Annotated in this window: 13 protein-coding genes; all 13 read left to right on the top strand. The window is 41.4% G+C overall.

The annotated features are described in order from the left end of the window. The first annotated feature begins 165 nt into the window (after nucleotides 1-165). The 13 genes from tsf (at nucleotide 166) to D1B33_RS01795 (ending at nucleotide 16,716) form a co-directional block, all read left to right on the top strand. Nucleotides 166-1,050: a translation elongation factor Ts gene (gene tsf, locus D1B33_RS01855; protein WP_118874628.1), complete on the top strand. Its 885-nt coding sequence runs from the start codon at nucleotides 166-168 to the stop codon at nucleotides 1,048-1,050. A gap of 388 nt (nucleotides 1,051-1,438) precedes the next feature. Further along, nucleotides 1,439-2,164, top strand: coding sequence for a UMP kinase (gene pyrH / locus D1B33_RS01850; protein ID WP_118874627.1), 726 nt, complete (start codon nucleotides 1,439-1,441; stop codon nucleotides 2,162-2,164). Beyond that, a complete protein-coding gene (gene frr / locus D1B33_RS01845) occupies nucleotides 2,164-2,721 on the top strand; it encodes a ribosome recycling factor (RefSeq protein ID WP_118874626.1) in 558 nt (185 codons plus the stop codon). The genes pyrH and frr overlap by 1 nt, the downstream gene beginning before the upstream one ends. A 398-nt stretch (nucleotides 2,722-3,119) precedes the next feature. Continuing rightward, entirely contained in the window at nucleotides 3,120-3,911 is a 792-nt protein-coding gene (locus tag D1B33_RS01840) for an isoprenyl transferase (protein WP_118874625.1), read from the top strand. Continuing rightward, the gene (locus tag D1B33_RS01835; protein ID WP_118874624.1) at nucleotides 3,908-4,702 is read left to right on the top strand and encodes a phosphatidate cytidylyltransferase; all 795 of its coding nucleotides are present in this window, start codon (nucleotides 3,908-3,910) and stop codon (nucleotides 4,700-4,702) included. Before D1B33_RS01840 ends, D1B33_RS01835 begins: the two co-directional genes overlap by 4 nt. Nucleotides 4,703-4,893: 191 nt before the next feature. Continuing rightward, a complete protein-coding gene (dxr, locus tag D1B33_RS01830; protein WP_118874623.1) occupies nucleotides 4,894-6,039 on the top strand; it encodes a 1-deoxy-D-xylulose-5-phosphate reductoisomerase in 1,146 nt (381 codons plus the stop codon). Between the two features lie 48 nt (nucleotides 6,040-6,087). Continuing rightward, nucleotides 6,088-7,347 (top strand): RIP metalloprotease RseP, encoded by a 1,260-nt coding sequence (gene rseP / locus D1B33_RS01825; RefSeq protein ID WP_118874622.1) that lies wholly within the window; start codon nucleotides 6,088-6,090, stop codon nucleotides 7,345-7,347. Between the two features lie 186 nt (nucleotides 7,348-7,533). Next, nucleotides 7,534-9,237, top strand: a complete 1,704-nt coding sequence (locus D1B33_RS01820) for a proline--tRNA ligase (RefSeq protein WP_118874621.1) — start codon at nucleotides 7,534-7,536, stop codon at nucleotides 9,235-9,237. A gap of 156 nt (nucleotides 9,238-9,393) precedes the next feature. Beyond that, nucleotides 9,394-13,719, top strand: coding sequence for a PolC-type DNA polymerase III (locus D1B33_RS01815; RefSeq protein ID WP_118874620.1), 4,326 nt, complete (start codon nucleotides 9,394-9,396; stop codon nucleotides 13,717-13,719). 493 nt (nucleotides 13,720-14,212) lie between these two features. Continuing rightward, entirely contained in the window at nucleotides 14,213-14,710 is a 498-nt protein-coding gene (gene rimP, locus D1B33_RS01810) for a ribosome maturation factor RimP (protein ID WP_118874619.1), read from the top strand. A gap of 223 nt (nucleotides 14,711-14,933) precedes the next feature. Beyond that, the gene (nusA, locus tag D1B33_RS01805; protein WP_118874618.1) at nucleotides 14,934-16,085 is read left to right on the top strand and encodes a transcription termination factor NusA; all 1,152 of its coding nucleotides are present in this window, start codon (nucleotides 14,934-14,936) and stop codon (nucleotides 16,083-16,085) included. A gap of 50 nt (nucleotides 16,086-16,135) precedes the next feature. Beyond that, on the top strand, nucleotides 16,136-16,414 hold the full coding sequence (gene rnpM / locus D1B33_RS01800) for an RNase P modulator RnpM (RefSeq protein WP_118874617.1): 279 nt from the start codon (nucleotides 16,136-16,138) through the stop codon (nucleotides 16,412-16,414). Next, the gene (locus tag D1B33_RS01795) at nucleotides 16,411-16,716 is read left to right on the top strand and encodes a YlxQ family RNA-binding protein (RefSeq protein ID WP_118874616.1); all 306 of its coding nucleotides are present in this window, start codon (nucleotides 16,411-16,413) and stop codon (nucleotides 16,714-16,716) included. Before rnpM ends, D1B33_RS01795 begins: the two co-directional genes overlap by 4 nt. Nucleotides 16,717-16,719 lie beyond the last annotated feature (3 nt).

Below are 16,719 nucleotides of genomic sequence, written 5' to 3'. Positions count from 1 at the left end.
TCGCGGGGGCTTTCGAAGTTGTCGAGGGGCTGGCGTTCGCAGCTGGACATGCGAAAAGCGGAGGCGGCTAGCCGCGGCAGCTGGACACTGTTCCACAAGCTAACTTCCTTTTCTTAATAAATCCCAAAAAATTTAATAATTGATAACTCAAGGAGGAAACTTCAAATGGCAATCACTGCACAATTAGTAAAAGAACTTCGTGAAAAAACTGGCGCAGGTATGATGGACTGCAAAAAAGCTTTAGTAGAAACTGATGGGAACATCGATGCGGCAATCGACTTCTTGCGTGAAAAAGGGCTTTCATCAGCTGCTAAAAAAGCTGACCGTATCGCTGCAGAAGGAACAACTTACATCCTTGCTGAAGGAAATGAAGCAGTAATCTTGGAAGTTAACGCAGAAACTGACTTCGTTGCTAAAAACGAAAAGTTCCAAGTTTTAGTTGCTGAACTAGCAAAACTAATTTTAGCCGCAAAACCTGAATCAGTTGAAGCTGCATTAGAACTTGAGAATGCAGAAGGCGTTAAAGTTGAAGATCTAATCTCAACTGCAGTTGCAACAATCGGAGAAAAAATTACACTACGTCGTTTCGAAGTGAAAACTAAAACAGACGCAGATGCATTTGGTTCATACCTGCACATGGGTGGACGCATTGGGGTATTAGTAGTTCTTGAAGGTTCTACTGATGAAAGTGCTGCGAAAGATGTAGCAATGCACATCGCTGCCATCAACCCTAAATATGTATCTCGTGATGAAGTTTCTGAAGAAGAAGTTAATCATGAACGCAAAGTATTAACTGAACAAGCTTTAAACGAAGGTAAACCAGAAAATATCGTTGCGAAAATGGTAGAAGGCCGTCTTGGCAAATACTTCGAAGAAATTTGCTTACTAGACCAAACTTTCGTTAAAAACTCAGACCAAAAAGTACGTGACTTCGTTAAAGCAACAGGCGGCAATGTTACTTCATTCGTACGCTTTGCTGTAGGTGAAGGTATCGAAAAACGTGAAGACAACTTCGCTGAAGAAGTTATGAACCAAGTAAAAGGTAATTAATACAATCAAATAATACAGACTTTACAAAAATAGTGTGAGGATTTTCCTCACACTTCTTGTAAAGCCTTCAAACGATGCTTTTACGGGCAGTACTATCACCGAGTGTGGTATTACTGCCCATAAATGCGAAAATTGTTGATTGTATCATTTACAAATAAGTTGCCATAGGGAACACAAATGAGTGTTCCCTATTTTTCGAGTATTTTTAAGTTTGAATAATGTCTAGCGCAAGCAGTCCAGCCCTAGTCTTGAGGTGGTGGCCTGTCCTCGATCGAAAGCCAAAAAGCCTGGCAATTCGGATATAGCGCTTGAATGGCGTTTTCTTCGACGCGACGCTAATCAGGTGCTTGCGCTTTTCCAGAACAAAATTGAATTACGGAGGTTTACTATGGGTGTGCCACAATATGAACGTGTAGTGATTAAAATTAGCGGTGAGGCCTTAGCGGGAGAAGCGGGTTACGGATTATCGCCAAAGATTATTAAATCTGTTGCTGAAGATATTAAAGAAGTCGTGGAACTTGGCGTGGAAGTTGCTGTCGTCGTTGGTGGAGGCAACATTTGGCGCGGAAAAGTAGGAAGCGAAATGGGAATGGACCGTGCTTCAGCGGATTATATGGGAATGCTTGCGACTGTCATGAATTCATTGGCATTGCAAGATGCCCTTGAAAAATTGGAAATTGAAACGCGTGTTCAATCTTCCATCGTCATGACACAAGTAGCCGAGCCTTACATACGCAGAAAGGCAGTGCGTCACCTTGAAAAGAAACGCGTTGTGATTTTTGCAGCGGGAACAGGCAATCCTTTCTTCTCTACCGACACAACTGCTGCTTTACGTGCGGCTGAAATTGATGCCGATGCAATCTTGATGGCGAAAAATAACGTAGATGGTGTCTATTCTGCTGATCCAAAAACCGATTCCAACGCTATTAAATATGACACACTCACATATTTAGACGTAATTCAACAAGGATTACAAGTAATGGATTCGACTGCTTCTACTTTATGTATGGACAATGACATCCCATTAATAGTATTCTCTATTATGAATAAAGGAAATATTAAAAGAGCAGTACTCGGTGATAAAATCGGTACAGTGGTTAGGAGGAATTTATAATGCCTAAACAAACGTTAGCGCAAGCAAAAGACAAGATGGAAAAATCGATTTCCGCATTTTCTCGTGAATTAGCTTCAATTCGTGCAGGACGTGCAAATGCTTCACTTTTGGATAGAATTTCAGTGGATTATTATGGTGCACCAACACCGATCAACCAATTAGCTGGAGTTTCTGTTCCGGAAGCGCGTCTACTTGTCATTCAGCCTTATGATAAGTCCATATTGGGAGAAATCGAAAAAGCGATTATGAAATCTGATATTGGCATTACACCGACAAATGATGGAAATGTTATTCGTTTAGCGATTCCTGCATTAACAGAAGAACGCCGTAAAGAGCTTGTAAAAGTTGTGAAGAAAGAAGCCGAAGAGGCAAAAGTTGCCGTTCGCAACGTTCGCCGTGATGCAAATGATGATTTAAAAAAATTGGAAAAGAATGGCGACATTACAGAAGATGATTTGCGTGGTTACAGCGATGATATTCAAAAATTAACAGATGACTATATCGTTAAAGTTGACCAACTTGCAAAAGATAAAGAAAAAGAAATCTTATCTGTTTAGAATTTGCTGATTAAAAATCGATTATTTTAAGCATTTGCAAATTTTTTGTAAATCACATCGATTGTAGAACTAATTCAGGCATAGGGCGTCCTATCAATTAGGGCGTCTTTTTTACTTTGAAACAGAGCTTCGAAATGCCTTGCGGGCAGCAGAAGACTAAAGTGGAGCTTTGAATCTATGATAATAAAAGGCAATATTGATTAATTATCGATTTTTTATACATAAAAAATGTGTAGCATTGAAAAAAAAAGTAAATGATACGAAAGAACGTAAGACACATTCACTTGTTTTTGATATGATTAGAAAAATGTATTCTATGTAAAAAGGAAAGAATTTTTTACACATAGTTTTATAAAATGATAAAACGTCCTAAAAGTTGTCAGGTGGGGGAATTGCTAATGTTAAAAAAGCTATTTAGTAAATCAAAAGAGGAAAAGCACTCGATGGAGGTTGCACAATCTCTATTAACAAATGAATGTTTACCTTCCCATATCGCCATCATAATGGATGGCAACGGACGTTGGGCGAAAAAAAGAGCCATGCCAAGAATTGCGGGTCATCATGAAGGGATGCAAACTGTCCGAAGAATTGCCCGGATAGCGGATGACCTTGGTATTCAAGTATTAACACTATATGCTTTTTCGACGGAAAACTGGAAAAGACCCAAATCAGAAGTGGAATATCTAATGAGCCTTCCTCAAATGTTCTTGAATTCCTTTATGCCGGAGTTGATGGAACGCGATATTCGCATTGAAATGATCGGCGATATGGAGGGCCTTCCCTCTAATACGAAAAAAGCATTAAATCAAGCGATGGAAATGACGAAGAACAACAATGGGCTTATTTTGAATTTTGCCATGAATTATGGCAGCCGAGCTGAAATTGTTGCTGCCATGAAGGCAATAATGATGGAAGTAAGCAATGGAAAATTGACGATGGATGATGTGGATGAAAACATGATAAATCAATATCTGATGACCTCATCACTTCCAGAGCCCGATCTGCTCATTCGCACTAGTGGAGAAGTTCGCTTAAGCAATTTTATGCTATGGCAGCTGGCCTATACGGAATTCTGGTTTACGGACGTACTGTGGCCTGATTTCGACCAAAAAACTTTTATGCAAGCGATACAAGCCTACCAGCAGCGAAATAGACGCTATGGTGGACTGAAAGGAGAATCATCAAGTTGAAGCAAAGAATTATAACGGGGGTAACGGCAGGTGCACTATTCCTTGTATTCGTGCTGCTCGGCCAGTTGCCTTTTACGTTATTAGTATATGCGATTGCAGCAATCGGTATATACGAGCTTCTAAAAATGAAGCATATTCGAATTTTATCGATTCCGGGAATAATCGGACTATTCATCACATTTAGCATGCTGCTTCCCACATCCGTTCAGCTCAAAATGCTGTTTCACCCTACAACCTATACAAAAACCGAGTTTTTAATGATCGGTGTTGTGTTGCTGCTCATCTACTCAGTAATCGTAAAAAATAATTTTACCTTCGATGATGTAGGCTTTATTTTAATCAGTGCACTTTATGTAGGAATCGGATTTTACTATTTAATCGAGACGCGCAATGCAGGGTTGGAGTTTCTGATTTTTGCTCTGGTTATTGTATGGGCAACCGATTCAGGTGCTTATTTTATTGGCCGGAAATTTGGGAAAAAGAAGTTGTGGCCTGAAATCTCCCCAAATAAAACGATTGAAGGATTTGTAGGCGGAATACTTACTGCCGTTGTTTTTGCATGCATCTTCCAACTAATCTACCCTGTTTCACCATCTTGGATTGCGCTCATCGCGATTTCTGTAATCGCTTCAATTTTTGGGCAAATGGGGGATTTGGTAGAATCCGCTATCAAACGACATTATGCAGTAAAAGATTCCGGAAAATTGCTGCCTGGACATGGTGGAATTTTAGATCGATTTGATAGTCTTTTATTTGTATTGCCGCTACTGCACTTCTTACAATTCATCTAAACTAAAATTCATTGTTCGAGAAGAAGGATTCTTGAACAATTTTAACTTTTTCAGTAGTAGTTCAACCCCCGACTGTTTAGCCGGCCGCAGATGGTACAAATATTTACGGGAAGTTTAAAAAGGAAGTTAGCCTATAATCTGGACTCAACTACGCCAAGGCGCAATTGATCTTTTTGAAAGGAAGTTTAGCCGTGAAGAAAATTAGTTTATTAGGGGCAACAGGGTCGATCGGGATTCAAACGGTCGATATTTTGAAGAATAATCCGGAGAATTTTCATCTTGTTGCGTTCTCTTCAGGAAAAAATATAGAAAAAACACGTGAAATTATCCAACAGCTTCACCCGGAGCTTGTTTCCGTACAAGAGGAAAAAGATGCGAGGGAACTTTCCAAAGAGTTTCCAAAAATCCAATTCACCTATGGAACAAAAGGATTGGTGGAGGTAGCAACACACCCTGATTCAACCGTTCTGGTAAATGCAGTGTTAGGCAGCGTTGGCTTGGAGTCCACTTTGGCAGCCATCCGAATGGGGAAAACAATCGCGATTGCCAACAAAGAAACATTAGTTACTGCAGGACATCTAGTAATGGAAGAAGCTAGAAAAAACAATGTACAGATTTTGCCTGTGGATAGTGAGCATTCCGCTATTTTCCAATCAATGAATGGTGAAAATCCGAAGAGAATTGAACGATTAATCTTGACTGCTTCTGGTGGTTCGTTCCGTGACAAAACACGCGAACAGTTAAAAAATGTGACGGTGAAAGATGCTTTAAATCATCCCAATTGGTCGATGGGCGCGAAAATTACAATAGATTCCGCGACGATGATGAACAAAGGGCTTGAAGTGATTGAAGCACATGTTTTATTTAACATGCCTTTCGAAAAAATTGATGTATTGTTACATAAAGAAAGTATTATTCACTCTTTAGTTGAGTATCATGATACAAGTGTCATTGCTCAGCTTGGAACACCTGATATGCGTGTACCAATTCAATATGCATTAAGCTATCCGGACCGCTTGCCGTTGGTGGGAGGCACTCGTTTGAATTTAGCGCAAATTGGACAACTCCACTTTAGAGAAGTCGATTTTGATCGCTACCGTGCATTGAAACTGGCATATGATGCAGGGAAAGCGGGCGGTACATTGCTGACTGCGATGAATGCAGCAAATGAAGCAGCCGTTGCTCTATTCTTGGAAGAAAAAATTACATTCCTTCAAATTGAAGAAATAATTGAACAAATTATGAACAATCATAGCAATATTCTACTTCCTGATTTAGAAACAATCTTGCATGTAGATAGTGAAACAAGAAAAACGGTCGCAAAACTGGTAAAATAAATAGAGTGAGCATAGACTAATTAAACGTCTTTTTGAAGGTGGGATGATATGCAAACTGTAATAGCGTTTATACTTGTGTTTGGTTCCCTTGTCTTTTTCCATGAACTTGGCCACTTTATATTTGCAAAACGCGCAGGCATTATGGTGCGTGAATTCGCAATAGGGATGGGTCCGAAGGTTTTTGGAATGACGAAAGGGGAAACGTTATATACAATCCGATTATTGCCTCTTGGCGGATATGTCCGCATGGCGGGTGATGAGATGGATACGGTAGACCTGCAGCCAGGTTACCGAGTAGGGTTAATATTAAATCGTGACAATGTTGCCGAAAAAATATATTTAAATCAAAAAGTACAAAACCCAAATGTTCTATTCATGGAAGTGGAACGTGCGGATCTTGAAAAAGGATTATGGGTCGAAGGGTACGATGAAGACGAACAATTTGTTCGCATCAATGTATCAAGAACAGCGAAGATTGTAGAAAATGGTACAGAAACCATCATTGCACCGTATGATCGCCAATTCAATTCAAAAACTGTTGGACAGCGATCCATGGCCATTTTTGCAGGACCTCTTTTCAATTTCATATTAGCTTTTGTTGTTTTTGCTTTTATTGCTTTGATGCAAGGTGTTCCAACTTTTGAGCCCGTCATTTATGATGTGAAGGAAGGCGAACCCGCAGCCGAAGCGGGCATGCAGGCCGGGGACTATGTAAAGGCCATTGACGGGAAACCGATTGAGGATTGGCAGGAATTATCCGGAACGATTCAGGACAAACCCGGAGAAGAATTAACGCTTCTGGTTGAAAGAAATGGACAAGAACTTGAATTAACGATGACACCAAAGGTATTGAATGAAAGCGGGAAGGAATACGGGCAAATTGGTGTGATGTACCAAAGTCCGGTAGAAAAAAATCCGCTAAAAGCACTGGTCTTTGGGGTTACGCAAACGTATGATTATACAGTTCTGATTTTAAGTCTGCTTGGAGATTTAATCACCGGACAATTTACAATCGATGCACTGTCCGGGCCTGTTGGGATCTATAAAGCAACGGAAACGGTAGCCAAATATGGCGTTTATAATCTTATGAACTGGGCAGCGGTATTAAGTATCAACCTAGGCATCATGAACTTGCTTCCATTGCCTGCTTTGGACGGGGGAAGATTGTTATTCTTCGGAATCGAAGCATTGCGTGGAAAACCAGTCGACCGTCAAAAAGAAGGAATGGTTCACTTTGTGGGAATCGTCCTGCTTATGATCTTGATGGTAGTTGTCACGTGGAATGACATTCAAAGGTTCTTCTTTTAAATAGAAAAGCGGAGTGGGCTCGCTCACACCGCAGCCATACTATTCAACAGCAATTAACTAAACCTTATTCAATTATGGTAAAATTCCATAGTGAATAAGGTTTAGTTTTTTCTAAACAAAGGCTTAAAATAAATTATTATGTTATGCTTAAAATTGAATGAGTTCGAAAAGAAAAGGTGATGCGATATGAAACAGAGTGCTACGTTAATTCCAACACTACGGGAAATACCTTCCGAGATAGAAGCAAAATCGCATAAAATGCTGCTGCGTGCCGGGTTTATACGTCAAAGCACAAGCGGTGTTTATTCCTACCTGCCATTAGCTAAACGGATTTTAAATAAATTAGAGAAAATGATTCATCAGGAGATGGAAGCAATTGGCGCTGTGGAAATTGGATTGCCAACATTGCAGCCGCTATCCGTCTTGGAACATTCAAGAAATTATGATGAGTATCGAAAAGAATTGTTTCAAGTTTCCAACCGAAACAACCAAAACTTTATACTGGCACCTTCCCATGAGGAAGCAATGATCAAGTTAATTCAAGATGAAATACAATCATATAAAAGATATCCGATTACTCTTTATCAAATCCAAACCAAATATCGAGATGAAAATCGGGCGCGCAATGGACTGTTGCGAAGCAGGGAATTTTTAATGAAAGATGCCTACTCTTTCCATATAAATGATGAAACGCTTGAAGCGGTCTATAGTCAGATGACTGCTGCGTACTCAACCATTTTAAGCAAGTTAGGTCTTCATTATGAAATAATTCAAGCGGATGCTGGAGGAGCCGATGATGCAGAATCATTGGAATTTATCATCCCGGCTGACAATGGAGATACACTCATTGCTTATTCAGATGAATCCAGGTATGCTGCGAATATTGAAATTGCCGAAGTGGTCAATGAACCAACTTCTTCGAAAGAAACGCTGAATCCGATCGAGAAGGCAGAAACGCCGAATATACAAACGATTGAAGAAGTCTGTGCATTCTTTGAAATAGAAGAAACCGACTGTATCAAGGCCCTTGTCTATAAAATAGATGGTGAATTTGCCATCGTTTTAGTAAGAGGCGATCATCAAATCAATGGAGTTAAGTTAAAGAATGTTCTCCAAGCACGCACGCTTTCTTTAGCAAGCGAATCCGAAATACAAGAGCTGTTGAATTGCCAAATAGGCTATATTGGACCGATAAAGTTGCCCGTTGATGTAAAAGTAATTGCAGATCATGCCATCTCTTCCATCAGAAATGGGGTAGCCGGTGCAAATGAAGACGGTTATCATTATAAGAATGTGAATCCAAATCGCGACTTTGCCATCAATCTATATGGGGACATTCGCAATGTTAAAGAAGGAGACCCCGCTCCGGATGGAGGCACCATCTCCTTTAAAAGAGGGATTGAAGTAGGAAAGATCAGTAAATTGGGAACCAGTGTCTGCGAAAAGTTGAACGTCAATTATATGGATGAAAATGCACAACTGCAGCCTATTAGAATGGGCAGTTTCAATTTGGGAATCTCCAGAATTTTTGCGGTGATGGCCGATATCTTCCAAGATGAAAATGGATTCCTATGGCCAAAGCAATTTTCTCCTTATGATATCCATCTCATTCCGGTAAATATTCACGAAGAAAGCCATCTCAACTTAGCGGATGAATTATATAACATTTTAACGTTTTATCAATTTGATGTATTATTTGATGATCGAGATGAAAGTGTTGGCGTGAAATTTATGGATGCGGATTTAATTGGCTTGCCAGTACGCGTCACAGTCGGAAAACGAGCAAGTGAAGGAATAGTGGAAGTGAAAATTAGAAGTACGGGCGAAATGTTTGAATGGGCAAAAGAAGAGTTAATCGACCATTTGAACGAATATTTCCGTTCGAATTAAAAACGGATAAAGTAGGATTAATCGATTTTCGCACAATAAGCGAAAATCGTATTTTTAATAGAAAAGATAGATTTTAGATAAACCTGGCACAGGAAAGCAAGCTCAAATGACCGCTGCTGCTCGTCATAATTAAAGAAACTACAGGTGGTGAATACAATGGTAGAAAACCAAGAAGCGAGAGAGCGATTTTTAGCGCTTTTACAACAGCTGGAGCTGACGGAAGATGTGTATATGTCTTTTTTTGAAAAAGGAGAACTCACGCGCCTGACTGTCCATAAAAAGAATCGGGTGTGGTGTTTTGCAGTTCAATTGGAAGATATTTTGCCCTTCCAACTCTATCAACTGTTCCGAACAAGAATGGCCCAGCAGTTTTCACATATTGCCCAAACATCGATTGCAGTGGAGGCAAGAAACCCGCAAATCACGGAACAGCTGATCACGGATTATTGGTTGACTGCTGTTGAACAATTGGATGCCTCTCCGCCTTTGAAAAACCGTTTAATGACGCAAGTTCCGGAATGGACCGGAAATAAACTGGTTGTTTCGTGTATGGCGGAAATGGAACAGCTTACATTCAAATCAAAATACGGACAAAAGATTGTGGAAGTATACAGCAGTTTAGGTTTCCCTTCGTTTTCGGTGGATTTTCAGCTAGTGGAAGCAACCGAGGAAATGAAAGAGGCGCAACAACAGATGATTGAAAAACGCCAGCTGGAAGAAGCCGAACTTGCAAGAAGAGCAATGGAAGACTTCCAAAGCCGTGAAAAAGCCAAATCTGAAAATCCTGATTCCGTTGCAAGCAGCGGACCATTCCAGCTGGGTAATCTGATTAAGGAAACGGAAACGATGGAGATTCGCCGTATTCTTGATGAAGAGCGTCGGGTTGTAATCGAAGGATTTGTATTCGCAGCTGATATAAAAGAATTGAGAAGTGGCCGCTCGCTTTTGGAAATCAAAATAACGGATTACACGGATTCCATTTTAGTCAAAATGTTCTCGCGCGATAAAGAAGATGCAGAACGCATGGCGCAGCTCAAAAAAGGAATGTGGGTCAAAGTACGCGGTTCTGTTCAAAATGATACGTTCGTTCGCGATCTGGTTGTGATGGCACAGGATATTAACGAAATTTACAAAGAAACTCGAAAAGATACAGCGCCTGAAGGACAAAAGCGCGTTGAACTTCATTTACATACACCCATGAGCCAGATGGATGCAGTAACGCCGGTTGATCAATTAGTTGGACAAGCTGCAAAATGGGGACATTCCGCGATTGCCATTACCGACCATGCAGTAGCCCAAGGTTTCCCGGACGCCTATGCTGCAGGGAAAAAACATGGCATCAAAATTATTTATGGAGTCGAAGCGAATTTAGTCGATGATGGCTCGCCGATCGCTTATGCCGAACAACATATTGCGCTAGACGATGCAACGTTCGTCGTGTTTGACGTTGAAACAACGGGTTTGTCAACGGCATACGATACAATCATTGAGCTTGCCGCTGTTAAGATTAAAGAAGGCAAAGTCATTGATACGTTCGAACGCTTTGCAAATCCGCATAAACCATTAACCGCGAAAATTATCGAATTGACGCATATAACAGACGACATGCTCCGGGACGCACCGGAAGTAGACCAAGTTGTTGCGGAATTCAGGGAATTTATCGGCGATTCGATAGTCGTTGCCCATAATGCATCCTTCGATATCGGCTTCTTGTATACTGCCTACGAAAAAGCGGGGATTCATGGAGTTGTTCACCCGGTTATTGATACGTTGGAGTTATCGAGATTTTTAAATCCGACTTTAAAAAGCCACCGTTTAAATACTTTATGTAAACGTTATGGCATTGAACTAACGCAACATCACCGTGCCATCTATGATACGGAAGCAACAGGCGAGTTGATGCTGCATTTGTTGAAAGAAGCTAAAGACGCGGGAATTCAATATCATGATGAGTTTAATAGCCAAATTAATAAAAATGAAAGCTATAAACAATCTCGCCCATACCACTGCACAATCCTGGCAGTGGATAATGAAGGGTTGAAAAACTTATTCAAGCTCATTACCATAGCCCACACGCAAACCTACTACCGAGTACCGCGTATTCGACGTTCCGATTTAACAAAGCTTCGAAAAGGATTACTGGTTGGATCGGGCTGCAATAATGGCGAATTGTTCGAAACGGTCATGAACAAATCGATTGAAGAGGCTGAGAAGGTTGCAAAATTCTATGATTATATTGAAGTGCAGCCAAAACCGATTTACGCACCATTGGTTGAGGGCGGCATTATTCATGATGAATGGAACCTCGAAGATATTATCCGTAAATTGGTGAAGATTGGAAAACGATTGGACAAACCAGTGGTCGCAACCGGGAATGTTCATTATTTGCATGAAAATGATGCGGTTTTCCGTCAAATTTTAGTAGGATCCCAAGGCGGGGCAAATCCGTTGAACCGTTTTAAGCTTCCTCAGGCCCACTTCCGTACAACAAATGAAATGTTGGAGGAATTCGACTTTTTAGGGCCGGATACAGCAAAAGAGGTAGTTGTGGCAAACTCGCAAAAAGTGGCTGACATGATCGGGGATGTAAAGCCGATTAAAGATGAGCTTTATACACCTAAAATCGAAGGATCCGATGAAGAAGTAACGAACTTGACGTATGAGATGGCTCACCGCATTTATGGCGAGGAATTGCCTGAAATCGTTAAAGCGCGAATCGAAAAAGAATTAAAATCAATTCTAGGAAACGGATTCGGCGTTATTTACTTAATTTCCGCAAAGCTTGTGAAAAAGTCGTTGGCAGACGGCTATTTGGTAGGATCCCGTGGTTCCGTCGGGTCTTCGCTTGTTGCCACGTTCATGGAAATTACCGAGGTTAATCCGTTGCCGCCCCATTATGTTTGCCCGGACTGTAAAAACTCCGAGTTCTTTGATGATGGTTCCGTCGGCAGCGGGTTTGACTTGCCTAACAAAGATTGCCCAAAATGCGGCGCACGTTACAAAAAGGATGGCCATGATATACCGTTCGAAACCTTCCTTGGATTCAAAGGGGACAAAGTACCTGATATCGACTTAAACTTCTCCGGAGAATATCAGCCCCAAGCCCATAACTATACAAAAGTGCTGTTCGGGGAAGATTATGTATACCGCGCCGGGACAATCGGAACAGTTGCCGAAAAAACCGCTTACGGTTACGTGAGGGGATACTCGAATGATCATAATCTTACTTACCGAGGTGCGGAAATAGACCGTCTTGTACAAGGCTGTACCGGGGTAAAACGAACAACCGGGCAGCACCCCGGCGGTATTATTGTTGTTCCGGATTATATGGATATTTACGATTTTACACCGGTTCAATTCCCGGCTGACGCGCAGGATGCCGAGTGGAAAACAACACACTTTGACTTCCACTCCATTCATGACAATGTGTTAAAGCTTGATATTCTCGGGCACGATGATCCGACCGTCATCCGGATGCTTCAGGACTTATCGGGGATTGATCCGAAAACCATTCCGACCGATGACCCGGAAGTAATGAAAATTTTCTCGACTCCTGAATCGCTCGGCGTAACGGAAGAACAAATTGGCTGTAAAACAGGAACGCTGGGAATTCCGGAGTTTGGTACACGCTTTGTTCGTCAAATGCTGGAAGATACAAAACCTTCAACGTTTAGTGAACTTGTCCAAATTTCAGGGTTATCCCATGGAACCGATGTTTGGCTTGGGAATGCGCAGGAACTGATTCATAACGGTACATGTGTCCTATCTGAAGTAATCGGCTGTCGTGATGATATTATGGTTTATTTAATCTACCAGGGATTGGAGCCAAGTTTTGCGTTCAAGATCATGGAATCCGTACGTAAAGGGAAAGGCTTGACTGATGAAATGGAAGCCGAGATGCGCGCGCAAAGTGTGCCGGAATGGTATATCGATTCTTGCAAAAAGATTAAATATATGTTCCCGAAAGCCCACGCGGCGGCCTACGTTTTAATGGCCGTGCGTATCGCATGGTTTAAAGTGCACCATCCAATCCTGTATTACGCAGCGTATTTCACGGTGCGTGCGAGTGATTTCGACTTGATTGCCATGACGCAAGGGTCTGCCATGATTCGATCGCGCGTGGATGAAATTAATGCAAAAGGGTTAGAGGCGTCCAAAAAGGAAAAAGATTTGCTGACGGTACTGGAACTTGCGCTGGAAATGTGCGAGCGCGGAATGAGCTTCCAAAAAGTTGACTTATACCGATCCGAAGCAAGTGAATTTGTCATCGAAGGCAATACGTTGATTCCGCCGTTCGATGCCATACCGGGTCTTGGAACGAACGTAGCTAAAGCCATTGTAGCGGCAAGGCAAGATGGCGAGTTTTTATCAAAAGAGGACTTGCAGCAACGTGGCCGCGTTTCAAAGTCCTTGATCGAGTATATGGATACGCTCGGCTGCCTGGAGGGTCTGCCGGACGCAAATCAGCTTTCATTGTTTTAGATTAAGCTGTGAGGATGAAATGCATTACGAACGAGATTTTGCCCCAGAAAGCCTTTCATCGGCCGGATGAAGTGCAAAACGGGCGGAATTTAGCATCGAAAAGCCTTTCATCGCTCGAATGAAGTGCATAACCTTAAGTATTTTGCTACAAAATGCACTTCATTCCCAACAAATTCTTGGAAGTTTGCATTAAGTTTTAAACTGTGCTATTGTAATGGTAATAATTTGTTGATAGTTTTGCAGCAAAAGAGTGGGGTTTTTTTCCCGCTCTTTTCTGTTGTTACGCTTATGCAAATTTTTCTTACCAGTTCAAGCGGACTTCACCCGAATTTCACCCTGCTGTGGTGGAATTTCTGTTTTTTCAATTGATTAAGTTGTGCATATAACGGCAATTAGTATATTAAAAACATTTATCTTTCTGTAAAAGATAAAGGGTATGTTGAAAGCTTAAGCAAATAAATCATAGCAACAGACAATACGTTGGGAGGATCCTATGAGCAAAGTAACGTCGGTAATTGAAGAACTTGTAACGCCAATTTTAGAAGAGTTGGACCTTGAACTAGTCGATATTGAGTTTGTTAAAGAGGGGCGCAATTGGTTCCTTCGCGTTTATATCGACACACTCGAAGGCGGGATAGACATCGACCAATGTGCGTTAGTGAGCGAGCGTTTAAGTGAAGTTCTGGATGAAAAGGACCCAATCGAGCAAAACTACTATTTAGAAGTTTCTTCACCTGGTGCTGAACGACCATTAAAAAAAGATTCAGATTTCAAAAAAGCTTTAGGCAAATTTGTGTACGTGAAAACATACGAACCAATTAAAGATATGAAAGAATTCCAAGGTTATTTAACAGCATATACTGAAGAAGGTTTGGAGCTCGATGTTCGTATTAAAACACGGAAATTGACAGTTTTTATTGAAAAAGAAAAAATTGCGAAAGCGCGTCTTGCTATCGATTTTTCATCTGATAAGAGTAAATTGGATAGTTAAAAGGGGTCTGGCCCAAGCGATCAAGTTTTCCGTGCCGCAGATTGCCTTTCGTCAAAAAATCGCGGGTTGGACCTTCCTCTGTTATAGGATGTGCAAGTGCCGAAAAGCCTGGCGCTTTGGGGATGTTATCGGACAGGCGGATACAGCGTTTTTGCCGACGCGGGGATACACGGGGCGCCATGCGCTTTTCTCATAAAACTAGCTATTTGGGAGTGAAAATAAAATGAGTAGTGATTTATTAGAAGCTTTAACTGCTCTGGAAGTGCAAAAAGGGATTTCAAGAGAAGTCATTGTGGAAGCAATTGAAGCTGCATTAGTAACAGCGTATAAACGCAATTTTAATCAGGCGCAAAATGTACGTGTTGATTTAAACCTTGAAAATGGCTCGATGATTGTTTATTCGCGTAAAGATGTCGTGGAGGAAGTCGAGGATGATCGTCTTCAAATTTCCATTGAAGACGCAAAGGACATTAACCCTGCATATGAAATTGGCGATGTACTGGAACAAGAAGTCACTCCACGAAACTTTGGCCGTATTGCTGCGCAAACAGCAAAACAGGTTGTGACGCAACGAGTTCGTGAAGCGGAGCGTGGAATCGTTTACGAGGAATACGTAGACCGTACAGATGATATCGTCAACGGTACCATTGAACGCCAAGATGCACGCAACATCTATATAAGTTTAGGCAAAGTGGAAGCGGCATTGCCGGTTAATGAACAAATTCCGGGTGAAGCATATAGACCACAAAGCCGTATTCGCGTCTATATTACAAAAGTGGAACGTACAACACGCGGTCCTCAGGTCATTGTGTCACGTACGCATCCTGGCTTGCTTCGTCGACTTTTTGAAATGGAAGTTCCTGAAATATTTGAAGGTATTGTTGAAATCAAATCAATTGCCCGTGAAGCGGGAGACCGCTCCAAGATTTCCGTTCATGCAAATAACGAAGAAATTGATGCAGTCGGCGCTTGCGTAGGTGCAAAAGGTGCCCGCGTTCAAACTATCGTAAATGAGTTGAACGGGGAAAAAATTGATATAGTAGAATGGTCGGAGGATCCAATCGTGTTTGTTGCAAACGCCTTAAGTCCTTCAAAAGTATTGGACGTCATTGTCGATGAAGAGGAAAAATCAACAACTGTTGTCGTTCCTGACTATCAATTATCTTTGGCAATCGGTAAACGCGGTCAAAATGCCCGTCTTGCAGCTAAATTAACGGGCTGGAAAATTGATATAAAAAGTGAAACGGATGCGCGTGAGCTTGGGATTTACCCGAACCAATCAAGCCGTTTTAATGAAACCGAAGATGAAAACGATGGCGAAGACTTCTATAATGAAGATGTAGCGTACGATCTTTATCAAGACGATGAAGAATAAGCAATGTGCTTATAAAAACATGGTAAGTGCTTAAGGGAAGGTGAATTCTCATGGCAACACAAAGAAAGGTCCCTTTACGGAAATGTGTCGTAACCGGGGAAAGCTTGCCTAAAAAATCGATGTTCCGAGTTGTTCGTTCAAAAGAAGGCGAAGTATCGGTTGATGTCACTGGAAAAAAATCCGGCAGGGGCGCCTATATTTCGAAATCGGAAGAAGCAGTAGAGACTGCCCGAAAAAAGAACATATTGGAACGCCAACTGGAAGTGAAGATTCCGGATGAAGTCTATGATGAATTGATTAGGCTGATTCGCAGGGAGTCGATTTTATGAGTGAGAGACTGCTCCAATTATTGGGGTTAGCCGCTAGGGCGAGAAAAATAGTCTCCGGGGAAGAGCTAGTAGTGAAAGAAATACGTACAAATAAAGCAAAGCTGGTACTACTAGCAACTGATGCCTCAAAAAATTCTAGCAAGAAAATTCAGGATAAATGTACGTATTATAACGTTGAGTATCATGTGTTTGGTGATCGCTACCAGCTAGGGACTGCAATTGGTAAAGAAGCACGTGTCGCAATCGCTATAACCGATAGCGGATTTGCGAAAAAGATGTCTAGTCTACTCAACGAAAATTAATCG

This window comes from Ureibacillus yapensis (assembly GCF_003515775.1).
Classification (GTDB): Bacteria; Bacillota; Bacilli; order Bacillales_A; family Planococcaceae; genus Ureibacillus; species Ureibacillus yapensis.
This window is presented reverse-complemented; position numbering and strand designations above follow the sequence as displayed.

What these genes read in the sequence shown, in the direction of transcription:
- rseP (WP_118874622.1), top strand. Translation starts at nt 6,088, where the DNA reads ATGCAAACTGTAATAGCGTTTATACTTGTGTTTGGTTCCCTTGTCTTT.
- pyrH (WP_118874627.1), top strand. Translation starts at nt 1,439, where the DNA reads ATGGGTGTGCCACAATATGAACGTGTAGTGATTAAAATTAGCGGTGAG.
- D1B33_RS01815 (WP_118874620.1), top strand. Translation starts at nt 9,394, where the DNA reads ATGGTAGAAAACCAAGAAGCGAGAGAGCGATTTTTAGCGCTTTTACAA.
- D1B33_RS01820 (WP_118874621.1), top strand. Translation starts at nt 7,534, where the DNA reads ATGAAACAGAGTGCTACGTTAATTCCAACACTACGGGAAATACCTTCC.
- frr (WP_118874626.1), top strand. Translation starts at nt 2,164, where the DNA reads ATGCCTAAACAAACGTTAGCGCAAGCAAAAGACAAGATGGAAAAATCG.
- rimP (WP_118874619.1), top strand. Translation starts at nt 14,213, where the DNA reads ATGAGCAAAGTAACGTCGGTAATTGAAGAACTTGTAACGCCAATTTTA.
- tsf (WP_118874628.1), top strand. Translation starts at nt 166, where the DNA reads ATGGCAATCACTGCACAATTAGTAAAAGAACTTCGTGAAAAAACTGGC.
- nusA (WP_118874618.1), top strand. Translation starts at nt 14,934, where the DNA reads ATGAGTAGTGATTTATTAGAAGCTTTAACTGCTCTGGAAGTGCAAAAA.
- D1B33_RS01795 (WP_118874616.1), top strand. Translation starts at nt 16,411, where the DNA reads ATGAGTGAGAGACTGCTCCAATTATTGGGGTTAGCCGCTAGGGCGAGA.
- D1B33_RS01840 (WP_118874625.1), top strand. Translation starts at nt 3,120, where the DNA reads ATGTTAAAAAAGCTATTTAGTAAATCAAAAGAGGAAAAGCACTCGATG.
- rnpM (WP_118874617.1), top strand. Translation starts at nt 16,136, where the DNA reads ATGGCAACACAAAGAAAGGTCCCTTTACGGAAATGTGTCGTAACCGGG.